19 protein-coding genes and 7 tRNA genes are annotated in these 18,130 nt (G+C 31.5%); 18 read left to right on the top strand and 8 right to left on the bottom strand.

The features are described from left to right. Positions 1-65: 65 nt before the first annotated feature. Positions 66-854 (top strand): M15 family metallopeptidase, encoded by a 789-nt coding sequence (locus KQH81_RS16995; protein WP_178310888.1) that lies wholly within the window; start codon positions 66-68, stop codon positions 852-854. Between the two features lie 191 nt (positions 855-1,045). Here the strand turns inward: KQH81_RS16995 and KQH81_RS16990 are convergent, their stop codons facing one another. Further along, positions 1,046-2,305, bottom strand: a complete 1,260-nt coding sequence (locus KQH81_RS16990; protein ID WP_178310886.1) for a BaiN/RdsA family NAD(P)/FAD-dependent oxidoreductase — start codon at positions 2,303-2,305, stop codon at positions 1,046-1,048. 194 nt (positions 2,306-2,499) lie between these two features. On the opposite strand from KQH81_RS16990, the gene KQH81_RS16985 reads away from it, so the two are divergent. The 7 genes from KQH81_RS16985 (at position 2,500) to KQH81_RS16955 (ending at position 3,107) form a co-directional block, all read left to right on the top strand. After that, positions 2,500-2,574: transfer RNA gene (locus KQH81_RS16985), tRNA-Glu, on the top strand. Positions 2,575-2,581: 7 nt separating this feature from the next. Then, positions 2,582-2,657 (top strand) — tRNA-Val (locus KQH81_RS16980). Positions 2,658-2,662: 5 nt separating this feature from the next. Next, positions 2,663-2,739: transfer RNA gene (locus KQH81_RS16975), tRNA-Asp, on the top strand. A 43-nt stretch (positions 2,740-2,782) separates the two neighbouring features. Further along, positions 2,783-2,857 (top strand) — tRNA-Glu (locus KQH81_RS16970). A gap of 8 nt (positions 2,858-2,865) precedes the next feature. Further along, a tRNA-Val gene (locus KQH81_RS16965) sits at positions 2,866-2,941 on the top strand. Between the two features lie 5 nt (positions 2,942-2,946). Further along, positions 2,947-3,023 (top strand) — tRNA-Asp (locus KQH81_RS16960). A 9-nt stretch (positions 3,024-3,032) separates the two neighbouring features. After that, positions 3,033-3,107, top strand: a tRNA-Thr gene (locus KQH81_RS16955). A 298-nt stretch (positions 3,108-3,405) separates the two neighbouring features. Here the strand turns inward: KQH81_RS16955 and KQH81_RS16950 are convergent. Next, complete coding sequence (locus tag KQH81_RS16950; protein WP_230028532.1) at positions 3,406-4,395, bottom strand: ATP-binding protein; 990 nt, start codon at positions 4,393-4,395, stop codon at positions 3,406-3,408. Continuing rightward, positions 4,388-5,380, bottom strand: a complete 993-nt coding sequence (locus KQH81_RS16945) for a DnaD domain protein (protein ID WP_027639305.1) — start codon at positions 5,378-5,380, stop codon at positions 4,388-4,390. Before KQH81_RS16945 ends, KQH81_RS16950 begins: the two co-directional genes overlap by 8 nt. 89 nt (positions 5,381-5,469) lie before the next feature. Here KQH81_RS16945 and KQH81_RS16940 point away from each other — a divergent pair, with 89 nt between their 5' ends. Then, positions 5,470-6,744 carry a peptidoglycan DD-metalloendopeptidase family protein gene (locus KQH81_RS16940; RefSeq protein WP_051196293.1) on the top strand — a complete coding sequence of 425 codons (1,275 nt, stop codon included), beginning with the start codon at positions 5,470-5,472 and terminating at the stop codon, positions 6,742-6,744. 78 nt (positions 6,745-6,822) lie between these two features. Here KQH81_RS16940 and KQH81_RS16935 read toward each other — a convergent pair whose 3' ends face one another. From KQH81_RS16935 to KQH81_RS16915, 5 genes are all read right to left on the bottom strand, one after another. Further along, positions 6,823-8,040: a S8 family serine peptidase gene (locus tag KQH81_RS16935; RefSeq protein WP_230028530.1), complete on the bottom strand. Its 1,218-nt coding sequence runs from the start codon at positions 8,038-8,040 to the stop codon at positions 6,823-6,825. Between the two features lie 115 nt (positions 8,041-8,155). Next, the gene (locus KQH81_RS16930; protein ID WP_027639303.1) at positions 8,156-9,049 is read right to left on the bottom strand and encodes a selenium metabolism-associated LysR family transcriptional regulator; all 894 of its coding nucleotides are present in this window, start codon (positions 9,047-9,049) and stop codon (positions 8,156-8,158) included. A gap of 31 nt (positions 9,050-9,080) precedes the next feature. Continuing rightward, complete coding sequence (locus KQH81_RS16925; protein ID WP_022788123.1) at positions 9,081-9,512, bottom strand: DMT family transporter; 432 nt, start codon at positions 9,510-9,512, stop codon at positions 9,081-9,083. A gap of 116 nt (positions 9,513-9,628) precedes the next feature. After that, the gene (locus KQH81_RS16920) at positions 9,629-10,102 is read right to left on the bottom strand and encodes a dUTP diphosphatase (protein ID WP_027639302.1); all 474 of its coding nucleotides are present in this window, start codon (positions 10,100-10,102) and stop codon (positions 9,629-9,631) included. A gap of 125 nt (positions 10,103-10,227) precedes the next feature. Then, positions 10,228-10,755 (bottom strand): hypothetical protein, encoded by a 528-nt coding sequence (locus KQH81_RS16915; RefSeq protein WP_027639301.1) that lies wholly within the window; start codon positions 10,753-10,755, stop codon positions 10,228-10,230. A gap of 581 nt (positions 10,756-11,336) precedes the next feature. Here KQH81_RS16915 and KQH81_RS16910 point away from each other — a divergent pair. From KQH81_RS16910 to KQH81_RS16875, 9 genes are all read left to right on the top strand, one after another. Beyond that, positions 11,337-12,602, top strand: a complete 1,266-nt coding sequence (locus KQH81_RS16910) for a UDP-N-acetylglucosamine 1-carboxyvinyltransferase (protein ID WP_027639300.1) — start codon at positions 11,337-11,339, stop codon at positions 12,600-12,602. A gap of 1 nt (position 12,603) precedes the next feature. Next, the gene (locus tag KQH81_RS16905) at positions 12,604-13,389 is read left to right on the top strand and encodes an MBL fold metallo-hydrolase (RefSeq protein WP_027639299.1); all 786 of its coding nucleotides are present in this window, start codon (positions 12,604-12,606) and stop codon (positions 13,387-13,389) included. A gap of 43 nt (positions 13,390-13,432) precedes the next feature. Continuing rightward, positions 13,433-14,002, top strand: coding sequence for a GerMN domain-containing protein (locus KQH81_RS16900; protein ID WP_230028528.1), 570 nt, complete (start codon positions 13,433-13,435; stop codon positions 14,000-14,002). Positions 14,003-14,116: 114 nt separating this feature from the next. Beyond that, positions 14,117-14,620 (top strand): SEC-C metal-binding domain-containing protein, encoded by a 504-nt coding sequence (locus KQH81_RS16895; protein ID WP_027639297.1) that lies wholly within the window; start codon positions 14,117-14,119, stop codon positions 14,618-14,620. Positions 14,621-14,691: 71 nt separating this feature from the next. Continuing rightward, the gene (rlmH, locus tag KQH81_RS16890) at positions 14,692-15,171 is read left to right on the top strand and encodes a 23S rRNA (pseudouridine(1915)-N(3))-methyltransferase RlmH (protein WP_074845652.1); all 480 of its coding nucleotides are present in this window, start codon (positions 14,692-14,694) and stop codon (positions 15,169-15,171) included. Positions 15,172-15,552: 381 nt separating this feature from the next. After that, positions 15,553-16,239, top strand: coding sequence for a helix-turn-helix transcriptional regulator (locus tag KQH81_RS16885; protein WP_074845682.1), 687 nt, complete (start codon positions 15,553-15,555; stop codon positions 16,237-16,239). Positions 16,240-16,482: 243 nt separating this feature from the next. Then, on the top strand, positions 16,483-16,635 hold the full coding sequence (locus tag KQH81_RS16880) for a zinc-ribbon domain-containing protein (RefSeq protein WP_027639289.1): 153 nt from the start codon (positions 16,483-16,485) through the stop codon (positions 16,633-16,635). A 72-nt stretch (positions 16,636-16,707) separates the two neighbouring features. Continuing rightward, a complete protein-coding gene (locus tag KQH81_RS17660) occupies positions 16,708-16,839 on the top strand; it encodes a hypothetical protein (protein ID WP_267890575.1) in 132 nt (43 codons plus the stop codon). Between the two features lie 376 nt (positions 16,840-17,215). Next, a complete protein-coding gene (locus KQH81_RS16875; RefSeq protein WP_027639288.1) occupies positions 17,216-18,073 on the top strand; it encodes an AraC family transcriptional regulator in 858 nt (285 codons plus the stop codon). Positions 18,074-18,130 lie beyond the last annotated feature (57 nt).

The raw sequence follows: 18,130 nt of genomic DNA, 5'->3' as shown, positions 1-18,130 counted from the left end.
TAAAGGGTTTAACTTCTGTATCTATGGCAATACTTAAAGAAAAATAACTTTAGGAGGAAGTCATAGTGATAGCAGAAGTTGTACCTAAGCCAAACAGAGAAAGTAGAAATATGATAATAGTATTATTTCTAGTATTCTGTGTAGGCTTTATTTTTGGATCTACAGCAGCAAATCCTGTTGAGATTAAGTATGGAGATGTTGTTCAAAAAGATGAAATTGAAATTGAAGCCAGCGCTCCTGTATCTGAGGAAGATGCAAAATCTAAAATGATTGAAAAGAACAAAGATATCTTGGTTTTAGCTAACAAGGAGAATGATTTAGATAGTGACTATATTCCTGAGGATTTAAGAGAACTAAATATTCCATTTAGTTTTAAGGGATACAATGAGCAGAAGGAAATGAGAAAAGAAGCTGCAGATGCATTGGAGACAATGATAAAGGAAAGTCAATCCAAAGGACTAAAGCTTGTTGGTGTATCGGCATTTAGATCTTTTGACTCTCAATATAATATATATAACAATTCTGCAAAAATGCAGGGAAAAGCACATGCAGATAAATATAGTGCAAAACCTGGTATGAGCGAACATCAAACCGGACTCGCCATAGATTTGAGTACTCCTTCCATAAAAAATGAGCTTGTAGAGAAATTTGATACCACAAAAGAAGGAATATGGCTTAGAGATAATTGCTATAAATATGGATTTATAATAAGATATCCTAAGAGTAAGGAAGATATAACTGGATATGCTTATGAACCATGGCATGTGCGGTATGTAGGAAAAGAAGTGGCACAAGAAATCTATGATAAAGCTTTGACTTTAGAAGAGTACTTAAAAGAGAGAGAAGTTGTATAGATAAGAGTGAAAAGGTGATGGAATGATTTTAAGGCTGGCTATTATAAATGAAAGAGTATTTTTAGGTAGTGATATTTTAGGCTGAAGATGATAAAGCCTAAAGTATTACTGCCTTTTATGGTTTTGGGGTAAAAAAATATATGAGACCTTCATGTTAGAAGATCTCATTCTCTTTGTATATCTAAATAAAACTATTTATTATTAGTGATATCATTTTTCACTGCTTTAGCTGCCGCTAGGGCTGAACTCCAAGCCCATTGAAGATTAAAGCCACCGCAGTCTCCATTTACATCTAAGACCTCACCACAGAAGAATAAATTTTTACATAGCTTTGATTCTAGAGAATTAGAGTTTACTTCACTAGTATCTACGCCACCAACTGTAACTTGTGCATTAGAAAATGAATTAGTATCACTGACTTCAAATGCCCATGATTTTAAAAGATTATATATGTTTGATTTTTCTTCCCACTCAAGCTCGTAACATGGTTTATGAAGGGAAGATATATGAGCTTCCTTTAAAATAGTTGGAATGAGCTTCTTGTTTATTATTCCGATAAAGCTTTCTGTAACACTTCTATGACCAAACATTCCAAAATGACCTTCTAAAAAGTTAATTAAAGTATCTTCATCCATATCAGGAAGCATATCTATTTTTATCTGAACCTTTTTTTTCATACTTAAAGCAATGGATGCATTACTGCTAATTTGAAGAATAGGAGGACCAGATATTCCATAATCAGTGAATAGTATTTCACCAAATTCTCTTCTAATAAGTTTATCATTAATGAATAAATCTACCCAACCGTTAAATTTCACACCTGATAGAGCTTTTAAATGAGGATAGTTTAACTTTAACTGAACGATACCTGGAAGCGGATTTATTATATTGTGGCCTAAAGTTTTTGCTAAAGTATAACCAGAACCATCAGAACCTGTGTTAGCTGCACTTTTTCCACCAGTACATAAAATTAGTTTTTTACAACTGAAGGTGTCCTCACTATTTTTTATAGACAAAGTAAAACCTTTTTTGGTTTTTATTATTGAATTTACTTTGTGGTTGAGGTATAAAGGTATTTCTCTATCATCTAAAGCCATTCTAAATATATCTATGACTGAAGAAGCTTGAAGGGAACGAGGATACATTTTACCGTTCTCTAGTTCTATTAGAGGAAGACCTAAAATTGAAAAGAAATTTATAGTATCGTTTACCGAAAAGTTTTTTAATGTGTCTGTAAAAAAGTCATTATTTTTGCTGTGATAACTTAAAAAAGGTTCTTTTATAGAACTATTAGTTATATTACATCTACCATTTCCGGTAGTTAAAACTTTTTTGCATATTCTATCTGTACCTTCAAGAAGGACAACATCAAGTCCGAAATCTTTGCAGGCAATAGCACACATAACTCCTGATGCACCGCCACCTATAATTATAACATCATGATGATTCATAAGTTTATCTCCTTTATTTAAAATAGAGTCTAATAAAATCAATAGGATTTATCATTAATTATATCATAGAGTAAAAAAACTAAAAGTTTTTTGAAAAAAATTATAAAAATATGTTGACATAGAAGCAGAATTTCGGTATTATAGTCTATGTCAGGTTCGCAAGAACAAATGACAAATGAATGTGATGAATAACTGGCTCCTTGGTCAAGCGGTTAAGACACCACCCTTTCACGGTGGTAACAGGGGTTCGATTCCCCTAGGAGTCACCAAGTATATGGGCGCATAGCTCAGCTGGGAGAGCATCTGCCTTACAAGCAGAGGGTCACAGGTTCGAGCCCTGTTGTGCCCACCATATACGGCCTAGTGGCTCAGTTGGTTAGAGTGCCGGCCTGTCACGCCGGAGGTCGAGGGTTCGAGTCCCTTCTAGGTCGCCATCACATATTTAAATAACAAACACTTTTGTGTTTGTGCACATATGGCTCCTTGGTCAAGCGGTTAAGACACCACCCTTTCACGGTGGTAACAGGGGTTCGATTCCCCTAGGAGTCACCAATGTATATGGGCGCATAGCTCAGCTGGGAGAGCATCTGCCTTACAAGCAGAGGGTCACAGGTTCGAGCCCTGTTGTGCCCACCATATACGGCCTAGTGGCTCAGTTGGTTAGAGTGCCGGCCTGTCACGCCGGAGGTCGAGGGTTCGAGTCCCTTCTAGGTCGCCAATTTTATATGCTGGCATGGCTCAATGGCAGAGCAGCTGACTTGTAATCAGCAGGTTGTAGGTTCGACTCCTATTGCCAGCTCCAAGCTTGGATTTTTATCCAAGCTTTTTTATTTTGTCTTTTTTATGATAAAGTATCTAACTTATGTTAGATACTACTATTAGGAGATATCTTAATTGCTATACTGCTGCCAATTCCTGCAATAATTCCAGTTAATATATAATAAACAAAATTTGGGGTAAAAATGACATATATACCTAAAATACTAATAATAAGTATAAATAAAAGTATACAGCAGACACAAAAAACTGATTTCCACTCTTGTTTGATAGCAATATATGAACTAATTTTTTTAGTAAATAATAAAGACTCTAGGATTTTCCTAGAGTCTAGCGTTTAATCTTTTTAGATTTTTACATATTCTTATGTCATCACCATAAAACTTAGATACATCAAAATTACCTAGAAGCCTAGAAGTTATTCTTTCAGAGTAGGTTTGAAGAAGCTGTTCCATAGTAAGATTTGTTGATATAATCATTTTATTTTTAGTTAATATCTTTTTGTTGATTAAATTAAAAAGCTCACCTTTTGAAAAGTCATTTATGTTTTCTGTTCCAAGATCATCTATTATCAAAAGGTCTGAATTAAAAATAAGTTCTTCTAATGGCTTATTATCATCATATCTTATAGATCTTAAATCCTTTATCAGTTCCTCTGCTGTTCTGTACACTACCAAAAAACCTCTATCTAAAAGTTCTTTTGCTATGCAGTGAGTCATAAATGTTTTACCTGTTCCAGAGTTTCCATAAAACAGAAGATTATCTGAATGAAGTTTAAAAGTATCCACATAGGCCAAAGCCTTGCTATAGATGTTTTCTATGTTCCTTCTAGGAGTTTCTTTTTCTGAGCCGTTTTTACGTGAATTAAATAATGAGATATCAAATGTATTAAAATTTTCGGCTCTAAGCATATCAGCAACATGAGAGTCGCTATAATAAAGGTTAATAAGTTTTTTATTAAAGCAGCTACATTTAGTCACTCCTATGAAGCCTGTATCTTTACATTTAGAACAATTATAGTGCAGAGATAAATCGTCCATATTATATCCATTAGTAACTAAAAGTTCACTTTTCTTTACTCTAAGGTCTTCAAGTTTATTTTTAAGGTTTTGAAGCCTTTCTTCTCTGTTTGGAATGTCTTTAAAGGAAGTCATAGCGATCTCTAAAGAAAGCTTACTGATAGATTGCTCTACATCCATAATTTCAGGATGATTTTTGAATATTTCTTCTTTACGATTTTTTAGAGCCTCTCGTTCTCTGTATCTTATGTCATCATATATTTTTAATACTTTTTCTTGATAACCTTTAATCATCGTCTTTATCCCATCCTAATAATTTTCTTTCTAAAGATTCAAAATCATAGCTTCTCTGATCAAAATTATTAAAGTTACCTTTAGAAATTGGAGAAGCATTGAATTTCTGTTTTTTAGTTACAGACTTTTTAGTATCTTTATTAGCTATATCTTGCAAAGTTTTTATATTATCCTTTTTCCAACTATTAAGTATACCATCGATATACTTAAAGTCTGCTCTTCCAAGTCTATCAAAACATATTTTGCAAGCCTGTTGAATTACCTCTACTGAAAAGTCCCAAGTATTCACCCATTTATCAAGAAGTTCTTCTTGAGGTTTCATTATTTCAGCATCTTTTATTCCAAGGAAACTTAAGATTTTTCTGTAGTTAGACCATTTATCTTCATGTTTTTTAATATAATTTTGAGCTTCATCAATATTTTTTATTCCTCCATCATGCCACGCTAAAGCAACCTTTTCAAAATATCTTGAATCATATTTTCCTTTTGAAACGCAATATTGTATTAAAAGAAGAATTAGTTCTAGTGAAAAACCAAGATTGTTTTGCCAGCTTATGTAAGTTGACATTTCTGTTGGAGATAATGGTCTTCCAAGTAGACTTTCAATTTCCTCTAAAGTATCTTTTAAAGAGTTCTTGTTTAGTTCCTCCAAAAGATTGATATCTTTATTTGAGGAAGAATTCTCATCATTAGATAAATTCATAAATTCTATACTATAATTACCGTATTTATCTACGGATATTAATTTTATAACGCCTTCGTCACTCCAATAGTTAAGAGCATTCATAATATCAGATTCTAGGAGATTTAAGGCAGAAGCAAGTATAGATGAGCTTACACCTGGTTCTCCATTTAAACTGTATTTAAGAAGAAGTAAGTAAACCTTGACGAATTCTCCTCTAGCTTTAATCATGTATTTTTCTATAAAAACATTACTTACTGGGGTGTAGTTTAGAGAAGAAGATTTAAACATAAGGGTACTCATAAGCATCCTCCTTTCATTTTAGATTTACTTAACTACTCTATTATAGCAAAGGCGAAAAAATCTCTCAACATATAAAAAATGAATATAATATGGTAAAAGAGGGTAGATTAGAAGAGGAAGTGCCAGAAATACATGACAAAAGGAGTGGACATTTATTGGAATCAGGTAGTAGGAGCAGCCATGGTAAGCTGCTTATATTGATTTTAGCATCAGTCTTACCATGGCTTGCAGTTTTTTTTATAGGAGAAAGTAATTTAGCCTATGGAGTATATGTAGACGACAATTTGATTGGATATGTAAAGAATAAAGAGGATATAGATTCCTCACAGATGCAGGTGCAGAGTTGTTTAGCTGCTAATTATAGTGATACATACGTTGATGAAAAAATCAAATTTGAAAAATTCTTTGTAAAGAATGATGTTTTAGCAGATACAGATGAATTAAAGAAAAACATACTTACGGCATTAAACCCTAACATTGGATGTTACAATCTTAAAGTGAGTAATAGGTCTTTAGGGGTAGTAGCAGATAAAAAAAGTGCCAATTCTATAGTAAATAAGGTTGCAGATTATTACATAGATAAGAATGGGATTGAAAAGGATCAAATAACTGAAACCGGCATAAAAAATTCTGTAGCACTTGAAGAAACTAAGTCAAAAGTTAATGAGATACCAAATGAAGATAAGTTGTGTGAAGCTATAATAGCTTTTAATGAAAAGACGAAGAATGAAGGATTAAAGATAGAAATAAAAAGCAAAGAGAAACATGATGAAGATATTGAACCATCGATAGTTATAAAAACATCTTCTGAAATGTTTAAAGGACAGGAGAAGGTTTTAAATGAAGGTACACCTGGCACTAAAGAGGTGGTAAAGGAAATAACCCGTATAAATGATACCAAAGTCAATGAAAAGGTAGTTAAAACTACAGTTACTAAGGAACCAGAAGAAAAAATCATTCTTAAAGGTACAAAAGACCCGATAAAAGAAGATATAGCTTTTCTAGATGTTCCATCCAGAGGAACTGTAACTTCTGGCTTTGGAATAAGATGGGGTAGACAGCACAATGGGATAGATATAGCAGCAAATATAGGAGATCCTGTAAAGGCAGCCTTAGATGGAGTAGTCACATATTCAGGATGGATGGATGGCTATGGATATCTAATAAAGTTAAATCATGGTGATGATATAGAAACTTTGTATGGACATTGTAGCAAGCTCAACTCTAAGGTAGGGGATAAAATAACTAAGGGCGAAGTTATAGCCCAAGCAGGAAATACTGGTAGAAGCACGGGTCCTCATATACATTTTGAGGTCAGATATAAGGGGGTTCCTAAGGACCCTACAAAATATATCCTTAAATAAGCACATAAATATAAAAAAGTTCATCAATATCAAAATATATCTATAGATATAAATTTTGATATAAAGATGAACTTTTTATTATGAGAAAATCATATTTAAGTCGGGAAGGCCCGCACCCTGTATTTCTTTTGGAAGATTTATATCTCTAGAGCATACCTTTAGAAGAGAATTTACATCTTTAAAAGCAAGCTTTGGATTGTTTTCAAGAATTAATGCACAGACTCCGGATATAAATGCACATGCTGTAGATGTTCCTGAATATACGGCATAAGGTTCTTCCAAATGAGGAGGGTAAAGCTTTATTCCATTTCTTTCAGGGATAAAAGTTTTTACTGTATTTAGAGATATTATATTAGTACAAGCTGCACTTATATCAGGCTTATCAACTTTTTGAACTGGACCAGCAGAAGAATATTTATATCTTTGATATCCACCATTAAAGGTATTGATGCCTCCTACAGTTATAACATTCTTACAAGAGGCAATACCCATCAAGGTACCTTCGGTAGACTCATTACTACCTGCTGGCACAACAGGAATTAAGTTTTTCTCTTGAGCCATATCAAATAGCTTTTCGAATAAATCATCAATAAAAGTATTTGTGATTAGAAGCTCAAATGGAAGACAAAGCACCCTTATATTGTATGATTCGCTATCTTCAATAAGTTTTGACAAACTGTAAAGTACATCAGATACATAACCCCTGCCATTGCTGCCAAATGCCTTGTAAACGCAAAGATGACTTTGAGGAGCTACTCCTTTAAATATGCTGTCCTTAGAAGAAATGCCACTACCGCATATTATGCCACTAATACAAGAGCCATGACCACTATCATCATAAGGATAGTTAAACTTATTTATTATATCAAAAAATAAATTTATTCTATTAGGATTAATTAAATCACTATGAGGATAGACCCCAGTATCTATAATACCTATACCTATACCGGCTCCAGTGATTCCGTATTTAGGATTAAGATAAGTACGATTTGCGCTTCTTAAATTTATACCCCTTAACTCATGTCGTTTACCACATAGAAAACAAAAATTATCCAGAGATATATACTGAACTTCAGGATATTCTATAAGCCTTTCAATACTATGGGCAGTAAGAGAGGCGCTTATTATTTTCAATGAATAAATAGAACTATATACTGTACCTTTATAAGATATGATTTTACTCACTATATTTTTTTCTAAATCTTTATATTTTATCAGAACTCTAAAGGTTTTAAGTGTCCTTTTGTCCATAGATCTTTTCAATTCTTCATGTAACTTATTCTTAAAAGAAAACATAAATAACCCCTTAACAATGATTTCAGTATATATTATATGTTATACTGATTAATTTGTTGATAAAAATCATCACTGTTAAGAGGTTTATTTTGAAGAAATATGTTTAGAAAAAATACTATTCTATGTTAAACTCTTCTTTGCAAAGAGCAAGGAAAGCTTTAGCTGTAGGTGACAGTGTACGCTTAGAATTATACACTAGATAAATTCCCCTAACCATCGAAACTCCCTTAATAGTAGAAGCATTTATCTTGCCACTTTCTACATAGTCTTTGCATACATTTTTTGATAATATAGAAATTCCAATACTAGTCTTTACAAACTGAACTATGGTGTCTAAACTATTTACTTCACATAATATATTTAATTTATCTAGATTGATATCACAATCGAGAAGCTTGTCCTCAAAAGTTTTTCTTGTAGCAGAGTCACGTTCTCTCATTATAAATTTATATTTTAACAGATCTTCTACTGGTATCTCGGAAGGAAGCTTAAGTTCAGGACTTGATATTATAACAAGTTCGTCATCCATAAGTTTAAAAGAATTAATTTTGTCACCCTGAACATGATTTCCGACTATACCCATTTCACAACTTAAATCTTCAATAGCCTGAACTATTTCCCCAGAGCCTTCCTCTTTAATGTTAAATTTTATATGCGGATACTGAGTACCGAATTTATCAATTAAATGAGGAACTATGGTATTACATGGTGTAGTACTGGCACTTAAATTTAATGAACCAGAAACATTGTTGTTAAAATCGCATATACAATTTATAGCGTTATTTCTAGTGTTTATGATATCTAAAGCATACTCTAAAAAACAACGCCCTGCTGGAGTTAAATTTACTTCCTTAGAAGTCCTGTCAAAAAGCTGAATATTTAAATCTTTTTCTAAGCTAGCAATATGAGAACTTATAGTTGGTTGTGATAAGTATATTGTATTTGCAGCCTTTGAGAAACTCTTTAATTTGGCTACACTAATAAAAGCTTCAATTTGTTTAAAATCCATTTGTATCCCCCTTAAATCACACTATAATAAATCAGCTTTTCCACTTGAATATTATAATTCCTACAATCATTATAGCAATTCCAATAACTTTAGAAAAGCCAAAAGAAAGCTTTTGTGAATCAAAAAGACCAAAAGCATCAATGATTCCAGCTGTTAAAAGTTGAGAGACTAATATTGTGGATATAGCATAAGTAGGACCTAAATCACCTATGCCTTTCATTACTGTGAAAGTTATAACGGCACCTAAAACTCCACCTAGAAGATAGAGTTTATTTGCAGAGGCAAGTTCTTTAAAGTCACCTTTACCAAAGAATAAAACTATTATAAGGGTTAATAGAAAAGCTATACCTTGAACAAGTACATTAGTTTCCCAAGTACCTATCTTTTCTTCAAGTCTTGTATTGAAAACTCCTTGAAAGCTCATAGCAGCACCAGCTATTATAGAAAAAATTATTCCTATCACGAAAAACTCATCTCCTTTTACCTATTTTTTAATCAGTTAAAGATAGTTTTTCCAAAAAAATAAAAACAACCCTAGCAAATTTTACTAGGGTTTAGAATAAATAATTATAATTGCTTCTATTTAATTTTTTTTAAATTTGTCATTGTTTCTATATAGGCATTTTCTATTTCTTCTTCAGTAAATCCTAAAGATAAACCTAATGCCAAGAAGTCATCAAAGATAGTTTTATAATGATCTTTTGATGAAGTTATAACAAGATCGTTTATGTCTATGTATAGTGTTAAAAATTGATCAGTTAAACAGTATTCACTGTGTCTAGGATTTAATGTTATATCTGTATAGCATTTATCAATACCTATACTTAATATAAAAAATAATGAGTAAAGATAATCTTCTAAAACAACTTTTCTATCTATTGAGTCTTTTTTACCCCAAAATCTAAAACAATTAGTTGAATTAGCTAATTTACCAATTTGAACGTGAAGTCCTAATGCTTTCCTTTGTGATAAAACATATTCATCTAATTCATGCCCTTCTACTAATTTATCATTAAGAACTCGTTGAAGGTCAAATAGTTTGTTTAAGTTCATACAACAAGGCCGCCTTTCTTTTCTATAAACTCAAATATTCTAAGCAATATTAATATTGTAGACCATAAAAGAATTTTTGAAAAGATAAGTAATCGTTTCCTAATTAAAATATTTTTCAAAAAAATTTAAAAATTTTTAAGAGGATAAGATTTTATTATAAACTCTTTTTTACCACCTGTAGACTTCCAAAGCTCTATTCTATTGATTTTTATCATCTTTACATTGGGAGATAAATTGTTATAAGCTTTGTTTAAATCCTTGGAAACGCTATTTATGTTATTTAAAGCCACATACATGCTGTTTTCGGTTTCTATATCTCTAACTGAAAATCCATGAAGCTTCAATGTATCATTCATAATTCTGGATAGTCTTCTTATATATCCTTTATTTTCTATTTCAAGACTAAAAGTTTTAGCATTTTCATCAGAAAATAAGGTAGAACCTAATTCTACTTTAAATGTTTTATAAGGTTTTAGTATATTTGAAATTATTTCATCAAACTTATCCATGTTTGGATTATCAATGACACTTAAAGGAATGTGAAAAGTTGAGTTACTGCGAGAAAGCCTGTACTTCCTTGCTATATTCCTTTGAAGAGGTTCTATTGATTTGTAAGATTCATCATCTAGCAATGCTACTATATAGTACTTCATATTTATATTGTCATTACATAATGCATAAGCTTAAAGCACAATGCTGTAATGCAATAACCTCCCTTCAATAGTCTTAATGACTTATATTTATATATTTTACCATATCAATTATAACATATATTATTTAAGCAAATATACACAAATTTTAATTATCAGATTATATTACACATTAATTAAGTAGATGTAAATAGAAAATTGTCAAGAATTATTAATAAATAACACAAAAAAACATTGTTAAAAACCATGTATATTATGATATAATGAGATTTATGAAAGTATGGTTAAATAAAAGAATATGATTTTTATTTATTGAAGAAATGAAATATCATATAAATTGTCATGCATTATTATAAAAATATTATGCTATTATATAGCTTAGAAATTTGTATGCATGGATAAAATTATACTTATAAGAGTACAAATGATACAAAAAATGAATTGAAAATTTTATTAGTATATCAAGAAGTGGGAATACTATTAATTAAGTATCAGACAGAGTTTTGATATTAGATTTTTTGATTATATGGTTTTGGTGAAAAAGATTTTGTGGATTATGAAATAATGAGATAAGGGTGGAATAGATGGAAAAGCTTGTTATAAATGGAGGAAGGCCTCTTAATGGAGAGGTAAGTATTAGTGGATCAAAGAATGCAGCAGTAGCTATATTGCCAACGGCTATAATGGCTAGCAGCAAAGCATGTGTTATAGATAATATACCAGATATTGAAGATATCAATTGTTTAGAGAGAATAATAGAATCCTTAGGATGCACAGTTAGGAGAACAGGAAATTCTCTAACTATAGACAGTACATCTTTAAATGTTTTAGAAGCATGTACAGAGGATGTAAGACGTATGAGAGCTTCTTACTATTTAATCGGTGCTTTGTTAGGAAGATTTAAAGAAGCTAGAGTTGAACTTCCAGGGGGATGCCCAATAGGGGTTAGACCTATAGACCAGCATATAAAAGGTTTTGAAGCATTAGGAGCAGAGGTTAAGATAGAGCATGGTGCAGTTATAGTAAAGGCAGAAAAACTTATCGGAACAAATATATTTTTCGACGTTGTAACTGTAGGTGGAACTATAAATGTTATGCTTGCAGCAGCTCTTGCAGAGGGAACTACGGTGCTTGAAAATGCAGCTAGAGAACCTCATGTAGTAGACGTTGCAAACTTTTTAAACTCTATGGGAGCAAATATAAAAGGTGCAGGAACTGATGTTATAAGAATAACAGGAGTTAAAGAACTTAAAGGCTGTGATTACAGTGTAATTCCTGACCAGATAGAAGCTGGTACATTTATGATAGCATCCGCTGCTTGTGGTGGGCATGTTAAGATAAATAATATAATTCCAAAACACTTAGAATCTATGGGGGCTAAGCTTATAGAGATGGGTGTTGATTTAGAATATGGTGACGATTATGTTGTTGTAGACAGCAGTAGAGAATTAAAGGGAGTAAACCTAAAGACAGCCCCATATCCAGGATTCCCTACAGATATCCAGCAGCCAATGAGCACATTATTATCCATATCTAAGGGAAGAAGTATGGTAAATGAAAGTATTTATGAGTGCAGATTAAAGCATGTTGATGAGCTTAAGAAAATGGGTGCAAATATCAAAGTTGAAGGAAGAACTGCTATAATAGATGGAGTTGATAAGCTTACAGGAGCAGTAACTAAAGCTACAGACCTTAGAGCAGGTGCAGCTATGGTTATAGCAGGACTTGTAGCAGAGGGAACGACAGAAATATTTAATATTGATCATATAGATAGAGGTTACCCTCATATTGAAAATAAATTTAAAGCTTTAGGAGCAGATATAAGAAGGGAAACCGTTACGGAGGAGTAATATGAGATTTTATTCTTTATATAGCGGTAGTAGTGGGAATAGCATCTTTATATCTTCGGGAAATACAAATATTTTAGTAGATGCAGGCATGCCGGGAAAGGCCATAGACAGCGCTTTAGATAGTATAGATATAAACCCAAAAGATATAGATGGAATTTTTATAACTCATGAACACATAGATCATGTTAAGGGTGCAGGAATAATTTCTAGAAAGCATGATATACCAATATATGCTAATGAAGAAACTTGGTGTGCCATGGAAAAATCATTAGGTAAGGTTAAAGAATACAATATAAAGGTTTTAAAAGAAAATCATGTCCTCATAAAAGACATAGACATGATAAATTTTTCAATACCACACGATGCTGCGAATCCAATTGGTTATACAGCTATCTGTGGGAATAAAAGGATAAGCATAGCTACGGATCTTGGATGTTTTACTGAAGAAGTTGAGAGGAATATAAAGGATTCTAATGTTATACTTCTGGAAAGCAATCACGATGTAGAAATGCTGAAATTTGGACCATATCCTTATAATTTAAAGAGAAGAATATTGAGTAACGTAGGACACCTGTCTAACGAAGCTTGTGGAAATGCTATAATGAATTTATTAAATGGAAACCATAAGAATATTATACTTGGGCATTTAAGTAAAACTAATAACTATCCGGATTTAGCATATGAAACAGTCACATCAGTACTTAAAGAAAATGGCGTTAAATTAAATCACGATGTGACAATAACCCTAGCGGATAGAAAGGAACCTAGCAGTTACATAGAGTTTTAGTTTAATATAGATATTTATAGGCATATGAGAAAAGGAGACAGGTATGAAAAATATTTTAAAAAAAACCTTATTTTTAACCATGACTATAATTTCCTTAACTTTAATGGGATGTAATAAAGCTGATAAAGTCAGCATAAACAACAAAGACAAAATAAAAAATATGAAACTTTTGAATGAAGAAAATAATCTATTAGACTTAGAACTTTATTTTGATGACTCTACAGATGAATCCAAGGCAAAAATAGGTATGGAAGAACTTGTTATGGATAAGGAAGAAGTTGTAGGAGAAACTCTTGTAAACTCATTGATTGCAGGTCCATCTCTAAATAGCAAGCTTAAACCTATTCTGCCTAAAGATACAAGACTTTTAAGTTTTTCAATAAAGGATGATATTGCTGTAGTAAATTTAAATAGTCAGGCGATTATAAAAATGAGTGTTACTAAAGAGGAGGCATGTATTAAGGGTATAGTAAATACTTTATGCCAGCTTCCTAAAGTTAATAAAGTTAAATTTTTGATTGAGAATAAAGACATCGAAACTATAGGTGGGAACTATAATACTATGGAGCCTATAGGAAAAGATGATATATTAAAAATAATAGATTCAAAATAAAATAATCAATAGATAAAAAAATGAGATACTAATGTATTGAAATTATTCCATATTTATTTATAATATAAGAATAATAAATATACAATAATTTAATAAAAAGGGAGAATGAATAAGATGAGTTTGTATGCACAATGGACCGACATGGTTGTTGACTATGTTAAAACAAAGGGAGAACAAGCTTTTTGGAATGAGTATAGCAATATAGAAGAAAGAATATATACAAAAATTTTAGCTAATCATGGAGAAGTTGTAAAAACAACTATAGCTGATTTAGCAAAAGAATTCGGAGCTACTAATGAGTTTGTTATGGGATTTGTTGATGGAATCAATGATAGCTTAGTTACTCCTTTAGATTTAGAAGAAGTTGAAGCAGATACAACTTTAGAACTAAATATAGATTTAGAAAAGCTATATTTCAATATGTTAGACGCAAAAGCTGATTACTTATATGAACTTCCACAATGGGATGGAATATTCTCAGACGAGAAAAGAAAAGAAATTCAGAAATCATGGAGATCTTCTAAGACTATAGTTAACGAAAACAAAGTTGGAAGAAATGACCCATGTCCTTGCGGCAGCGGCAAAAAGTACAAAAAGTGCTGTGGCAAAAACGCTTAATATGATATGATAGGTCTTACTGAAAAGTAAGACCTTTAGTTTTATATAAAAATCATCAAGGAGAATGAAGAATGAATATAACCCTTATAACAGTAGGAAAAATAAAAGAAAAATTCTTAAGAGATGCTATAGATGAGTACTCAAAAAGATTAAGCAAATACTGCAAACTTGAAGTTATAGAAGTGGCAGATGAAAAAACACCAGATAATGCTTCAGAAAAGGAAGAACTTCAAATTAAAGAAAAGGAAGGGGCCCAAATCCTATCAAAAATCAAAGATAATGCCTATGTAATAGCTATGGATCTAAAAGGAAAGACACTTTCCTCAGAGGAATTTTCATCTTTCATAGATAACTGTGGCATACAAGGTAACTCAAATCTAGTATTTATTATAGGAGGAAGCCTTGGACTTTCACAAGATGTTTTAAATAGAGCAAACTATAAATTATGTTTCTCAAAAATGACATTTCCACACCAACTATTCAGAGTTATGCTTCTAGAACAGATATATAGAGGATTTAGGATAATTAAGGGAGAACCGTATCATAAATAAATGAGATGCAAGAAATTTAATCTTGATAATTAGTTTAGAAATAAAAAGATTATGTTTTAAAACTAATCTAATAATATAAATAGCAACAAAGCTTTTTATAGTTAATTCCAGCATATCCAATACCACCTCCTAACTATTATGAAATAATTACCAATAGTCCAAGGAGGATAAAACGTTTAAAACCTCCGTAGCCATCCATTACGGAATTGTTAATATAAAAAAGGCGATTATACATATCACAGAATATCCTTTATATTATGTAGCATTTACAGCATGCAACCTTAAGTTGCATATATTAAAAAAATAGAAAATGTAAGTTGGTGTACTACTCATTATTTATTAGTTACAATTTAAGTATCAATTAAATAGGGGGATAACAAAATGATATTTGGACAAAATCTACAGTTTCTTAGAAAAATGCATGAAAGAATGACACAAGAAGAATTGGCTGAAAAAATGAATGTATCCAGACAAACGGTATCCAAATGGGAAATGAATTCTGCCTTTCCAGAAATGGAAAAGGCTATTCAACTTTGCAAACTTTTTTCTTGTTCTTTAGATGAAATAATATTAGGAAATATGAATTCAGATAATGAAGCTTATACAAATATTCGTGTAGAAAAGGTTCCTTTATTCAGATATGTTAAATATACAGTAATTAGTAGTAAACCAGAAGATGATGCAAAAAAACATGTGTATGATTGGGCTATTTTAAATGGTATTGAGAACCCCGAAATAATAGGTTGGAATTTTCCTTTTGTATCACAAGAACAGGTAAATGTATATCATATGCATGGCTATGTAGCAGCATGTATAATACCAGAGAATTTTTCAGATGATTGCCCAGAGGAAATCATACAAGAACATCATCAGTACGTAGCTATTACAATCAAGGAACCGTTTAAGGCGCCATTTACGTTAATTCCTAATGCATACAAAACACTTATACGATATATGGAAGTAAATAGTTTAAATCATAAACAAAATAAAGAGGTTTTATCATGCTTTGAAAAAGAATACAATAAAGATGGAGTTTCTTATATGGATGTATATATTGCTGTCGAGTAATGATAATATGAATAAAATAAATGCAATAACAAATGTGATAAGGTGTAAAGTATGCTAAATATTAAATTAATTTTGACTGTTTATAAAAATCAATCAAAAAAAGATTGCAATTAGATAAATACTGTGATATACTAAATAAGTAGCGAAGTGCTAACAAAAAAAAGTTTCATTTAGGTAAATAGTTTCTTGAAAATTAGAGATTATTATATCAATTTAGAATCTTTAATTTTAGGAGGAATATTTATGACAGATAAGACAATAACATGCAGAGATTGCGGAGCAGAATTCGTATTTTCAGTAGGAGAGCAAGAATTCTACAAGGAAAAAGGATTTGAAAATGAGCCAACAAGATGTCCAGCTTGTAGAAGAGCTAAGAAGGAACAAAATAGAAGATAATTTTTGATTATTAAAGGTTGTAGTTTATACTACAACCTTTTTTAAATTTATCATAATAAAAGGAATTATGTAATGAATAGATTTGAAAGAATAAATAGTGATCAAAAGATAATTGAAGTTTTATTGGATAAATTGGGTTGTGATGAAAATTTTATAGAAGAAGCAAAAATAGCTGCAATATTACATGATATAGGTGCAATATAAGGAAAAATAATCATTATGTTTATGAGTTCTTTTTATTAAGGCCATACAGAGGAAGGAATATTGCATCCATTGCAGCAAAACAGATATTTGATAAATTTTTAGGAGAGTGGAAATTATATGTTGCACCATCAGGAACAAATCCAAGGGCAGAAAAGTTTTGGAGAAAAACCATTAGCGACTATACAAATGGGAACTTTGAAGAAAAACATGATGTAACATTTGACGGATATAAACTAATATTTACATTTAACAATATATCTAAATAGATAGTACAGGCTATTTAATAATATTTTAGACAAGACAAAAGATAACACAAAAAGTCGGGAATAGCCGCCTAAAAAGAGATAAGATGTATGTACAGACAGGGGGAATGGTTATGGGATGGATTGAAGGAATAGGTGAAGCTATAAGTTACATTGAGGAGAACATCACTGAAGAAATTGTAATAGAAGATATTGCAAAAAAAGCATTTATGTCTCCGTTTTATTTCCAAAAAGGATTTGCAATGCTTTGTGGTTTTACGGTGGGTGAATATATCAGACAACGCAGGCTCACACTTGCCGGCAGTGAGCTTGTTTCAACTGATGAAAAAATTATTGATATTGCTCTGAAATATGGCTACACTTCACCGGATAGTTTCACAAAAGCCTTTACTCGATTTCATGGGATAACACCTACTGCTGTTCGAAAAGATGGAGCAATGGTTAAATCATTTGCTCCACTGAAAATCAAATTTTCATTGGAAGGTGGTTATATTATGGATTACAAAATTATTGAAAAAGATTCGTTTACGGTAATGGGCATATCAAAGGTATTTAAATATGATAGTGCAACTGCAGAAATCCCACAGTTTTGGACAGAGCATTATAAAAAAGGAAATGGGAAATTTGTATGTGGAATGTATGGGGTTTGTATAGATGAGAGCATGGATTCAGATGAGTTTGAATATTTGATTGCAGATAATTATAATCCGTCTATAGAGATACCTAATGGCTTTGTTACAAAAATCATTCCTAAACACATGTGGGCTGTTTTTGCTTGTAAGGGTGCAATGCCAAAATCTTTGCAAGATGTGAATAAAAAAATCTTTTCAGAATGGCTACCTAATTGCAAGGATTATGAAATTGCAGCAGGGTACAATATTGAAATGTATACAAATATAGCTGATTATCCAAAAGGTAATCAAGATGAGAACTACTACAGCGAAATTTGGATTCCTGTTAAGAAAAAATAATTCATGACATGAAGTTAAACGTAAAAGCACTATTCTTGAGGGGGTAGTGCTTTTTTG

The organism is Clostridium cadaveris, from assembly GCF_020911725.1.
Lineage (GTDB): Bacteria > Bacillota > Clostridia > Clostridiales > Clostridiaceae > Clostridium_X > Clostridium_X cadaveris.
The sequence above is the reverse complement of the archived record's forward strand: the minus strand, read 5'-3'. Positions and strand labels throughout refer to the sequence as shown.

Excerpts from the sequence above, each read along its gene's own strand:
- KQH81_RS16990 (WP_178310886.1), bottom strand. The coding sequence starts at position 2,305 with ATGAATCATCATGATGTTATAATTATAGGTGGCGGTGCATCAGGAGTT.
- KQH81_RS16950 (WP_230028532.1), bottom strand. The coding sequence starts at position 4,395 with ATGATTAAAGGTTATCAAGAAAAAGTATTAAAAATATATGATGACATA.
- KQH81_RS16945 (WP_027639305.1), bottom strand. The coding sequence starts at position 5,380 with ATGAGTACCCTTATGTTTAAATCTTCTTCTCTAAACTACACCCCAGTA.
- KQH81_RS16940 (WP_051196293.1), top strand. The coding sequence starts at position 5,470 with ATGGTAAAAGAGGGTAGATTAGAAGAGGAAGTGCCAGAAATACATGAC.
- KQH81_RS16935 (WP_230028530.1), bottom strand. The coding sequence starts at position 8,040 with ATGTTTTCTTTTAAGAATAAGTTACATGAAGAATTGAAAAGATCTATG.
- KQH81_RS16930 (WP_027639303.1), bottom strand. The coding sequence starts at position 9,049 with ATGGATTTTAAACAAATTGAAGCTTTTATTAGTGTAGCCAAATTAAAG.
- KQH81_RS16920 (WP_027639302.1), bottom strand. The coding sequence starts at position 10,102 with ATGAACTTAAACAAACTATTTGACCTTCAACGAGTTCTTAATGATAAA.
- KQH81_RS16915 (WP_027639301.1), bottom strand. The coding sequence starts at position 10,755 with ATGAAGTACTATATAGTAGCATTGCTAGATGATGAATCTTACAAATCA.
- KQH81_RS16910 (WP_027639300.1), top strand. The coding sequence starts at position 11,337 with ATGGAAAAGCTTGTTATAAATGGAGGAAGGCCTCTTAATGGAGAGGTA.
- KQH81_RS16905 (WP_027639299.1), top strand. The coding sequence starts at position 12,604 with ATGAGATTTTATTCTTTATATAGCGGTAGTAGTGGGAATAGCATCTTT.
- KQH81_RS16900 (WP_230028528.1), top strand. The coding sequence starts at position 13,433 with ATGAAAAATATTTTAAAAAAAACCTTATTTTTAACCATGACTATAATT.
- KQH81_RS16895 (WP_027639297.1), top strand. The coding sequence starts at position 14,117 with ATGAGTTTGTATGCACAATGGACCGACATGGTTGTTGACTATGTTAAA.
- rlmH (WP_074845652.1), top strand. The coding sequence starts at position 14,692 with ATGAATATAACCCTTATAACAGTAGGAAAAATAAAAGAAAAATTCTTA.
- KQH81_RS16885 (WP_074845682.1), top strand. The coding sequence starts at position 15,553 with ATGATATTTGGACAAAATCTACAGTTTCTTAGAAAAATGCATGAAAGA.
- KQH81_RS16880 (WP_027639289.1), top strand. The coding sequence starts at position 16,483 with ATGACAGATAAGACAATAACATGCAGAGATTGCGGAGCAGAATTCGTA.
- KQH81_RS17660 (WP_267890575.1), top strand. The coding sequence starts at position 16,708 with ATGAATAGATTTGAAAGAATAAATAGTGATCAAAAGATAATTGAAGTT.
- KQH81_RS16875 (WP_027639288.1), top strand. The coding sequence starts at position 17,216 with ATGGGATGGATTGAAGGAATAGGTGAAGCTATAAGTTACATTGAGGAG.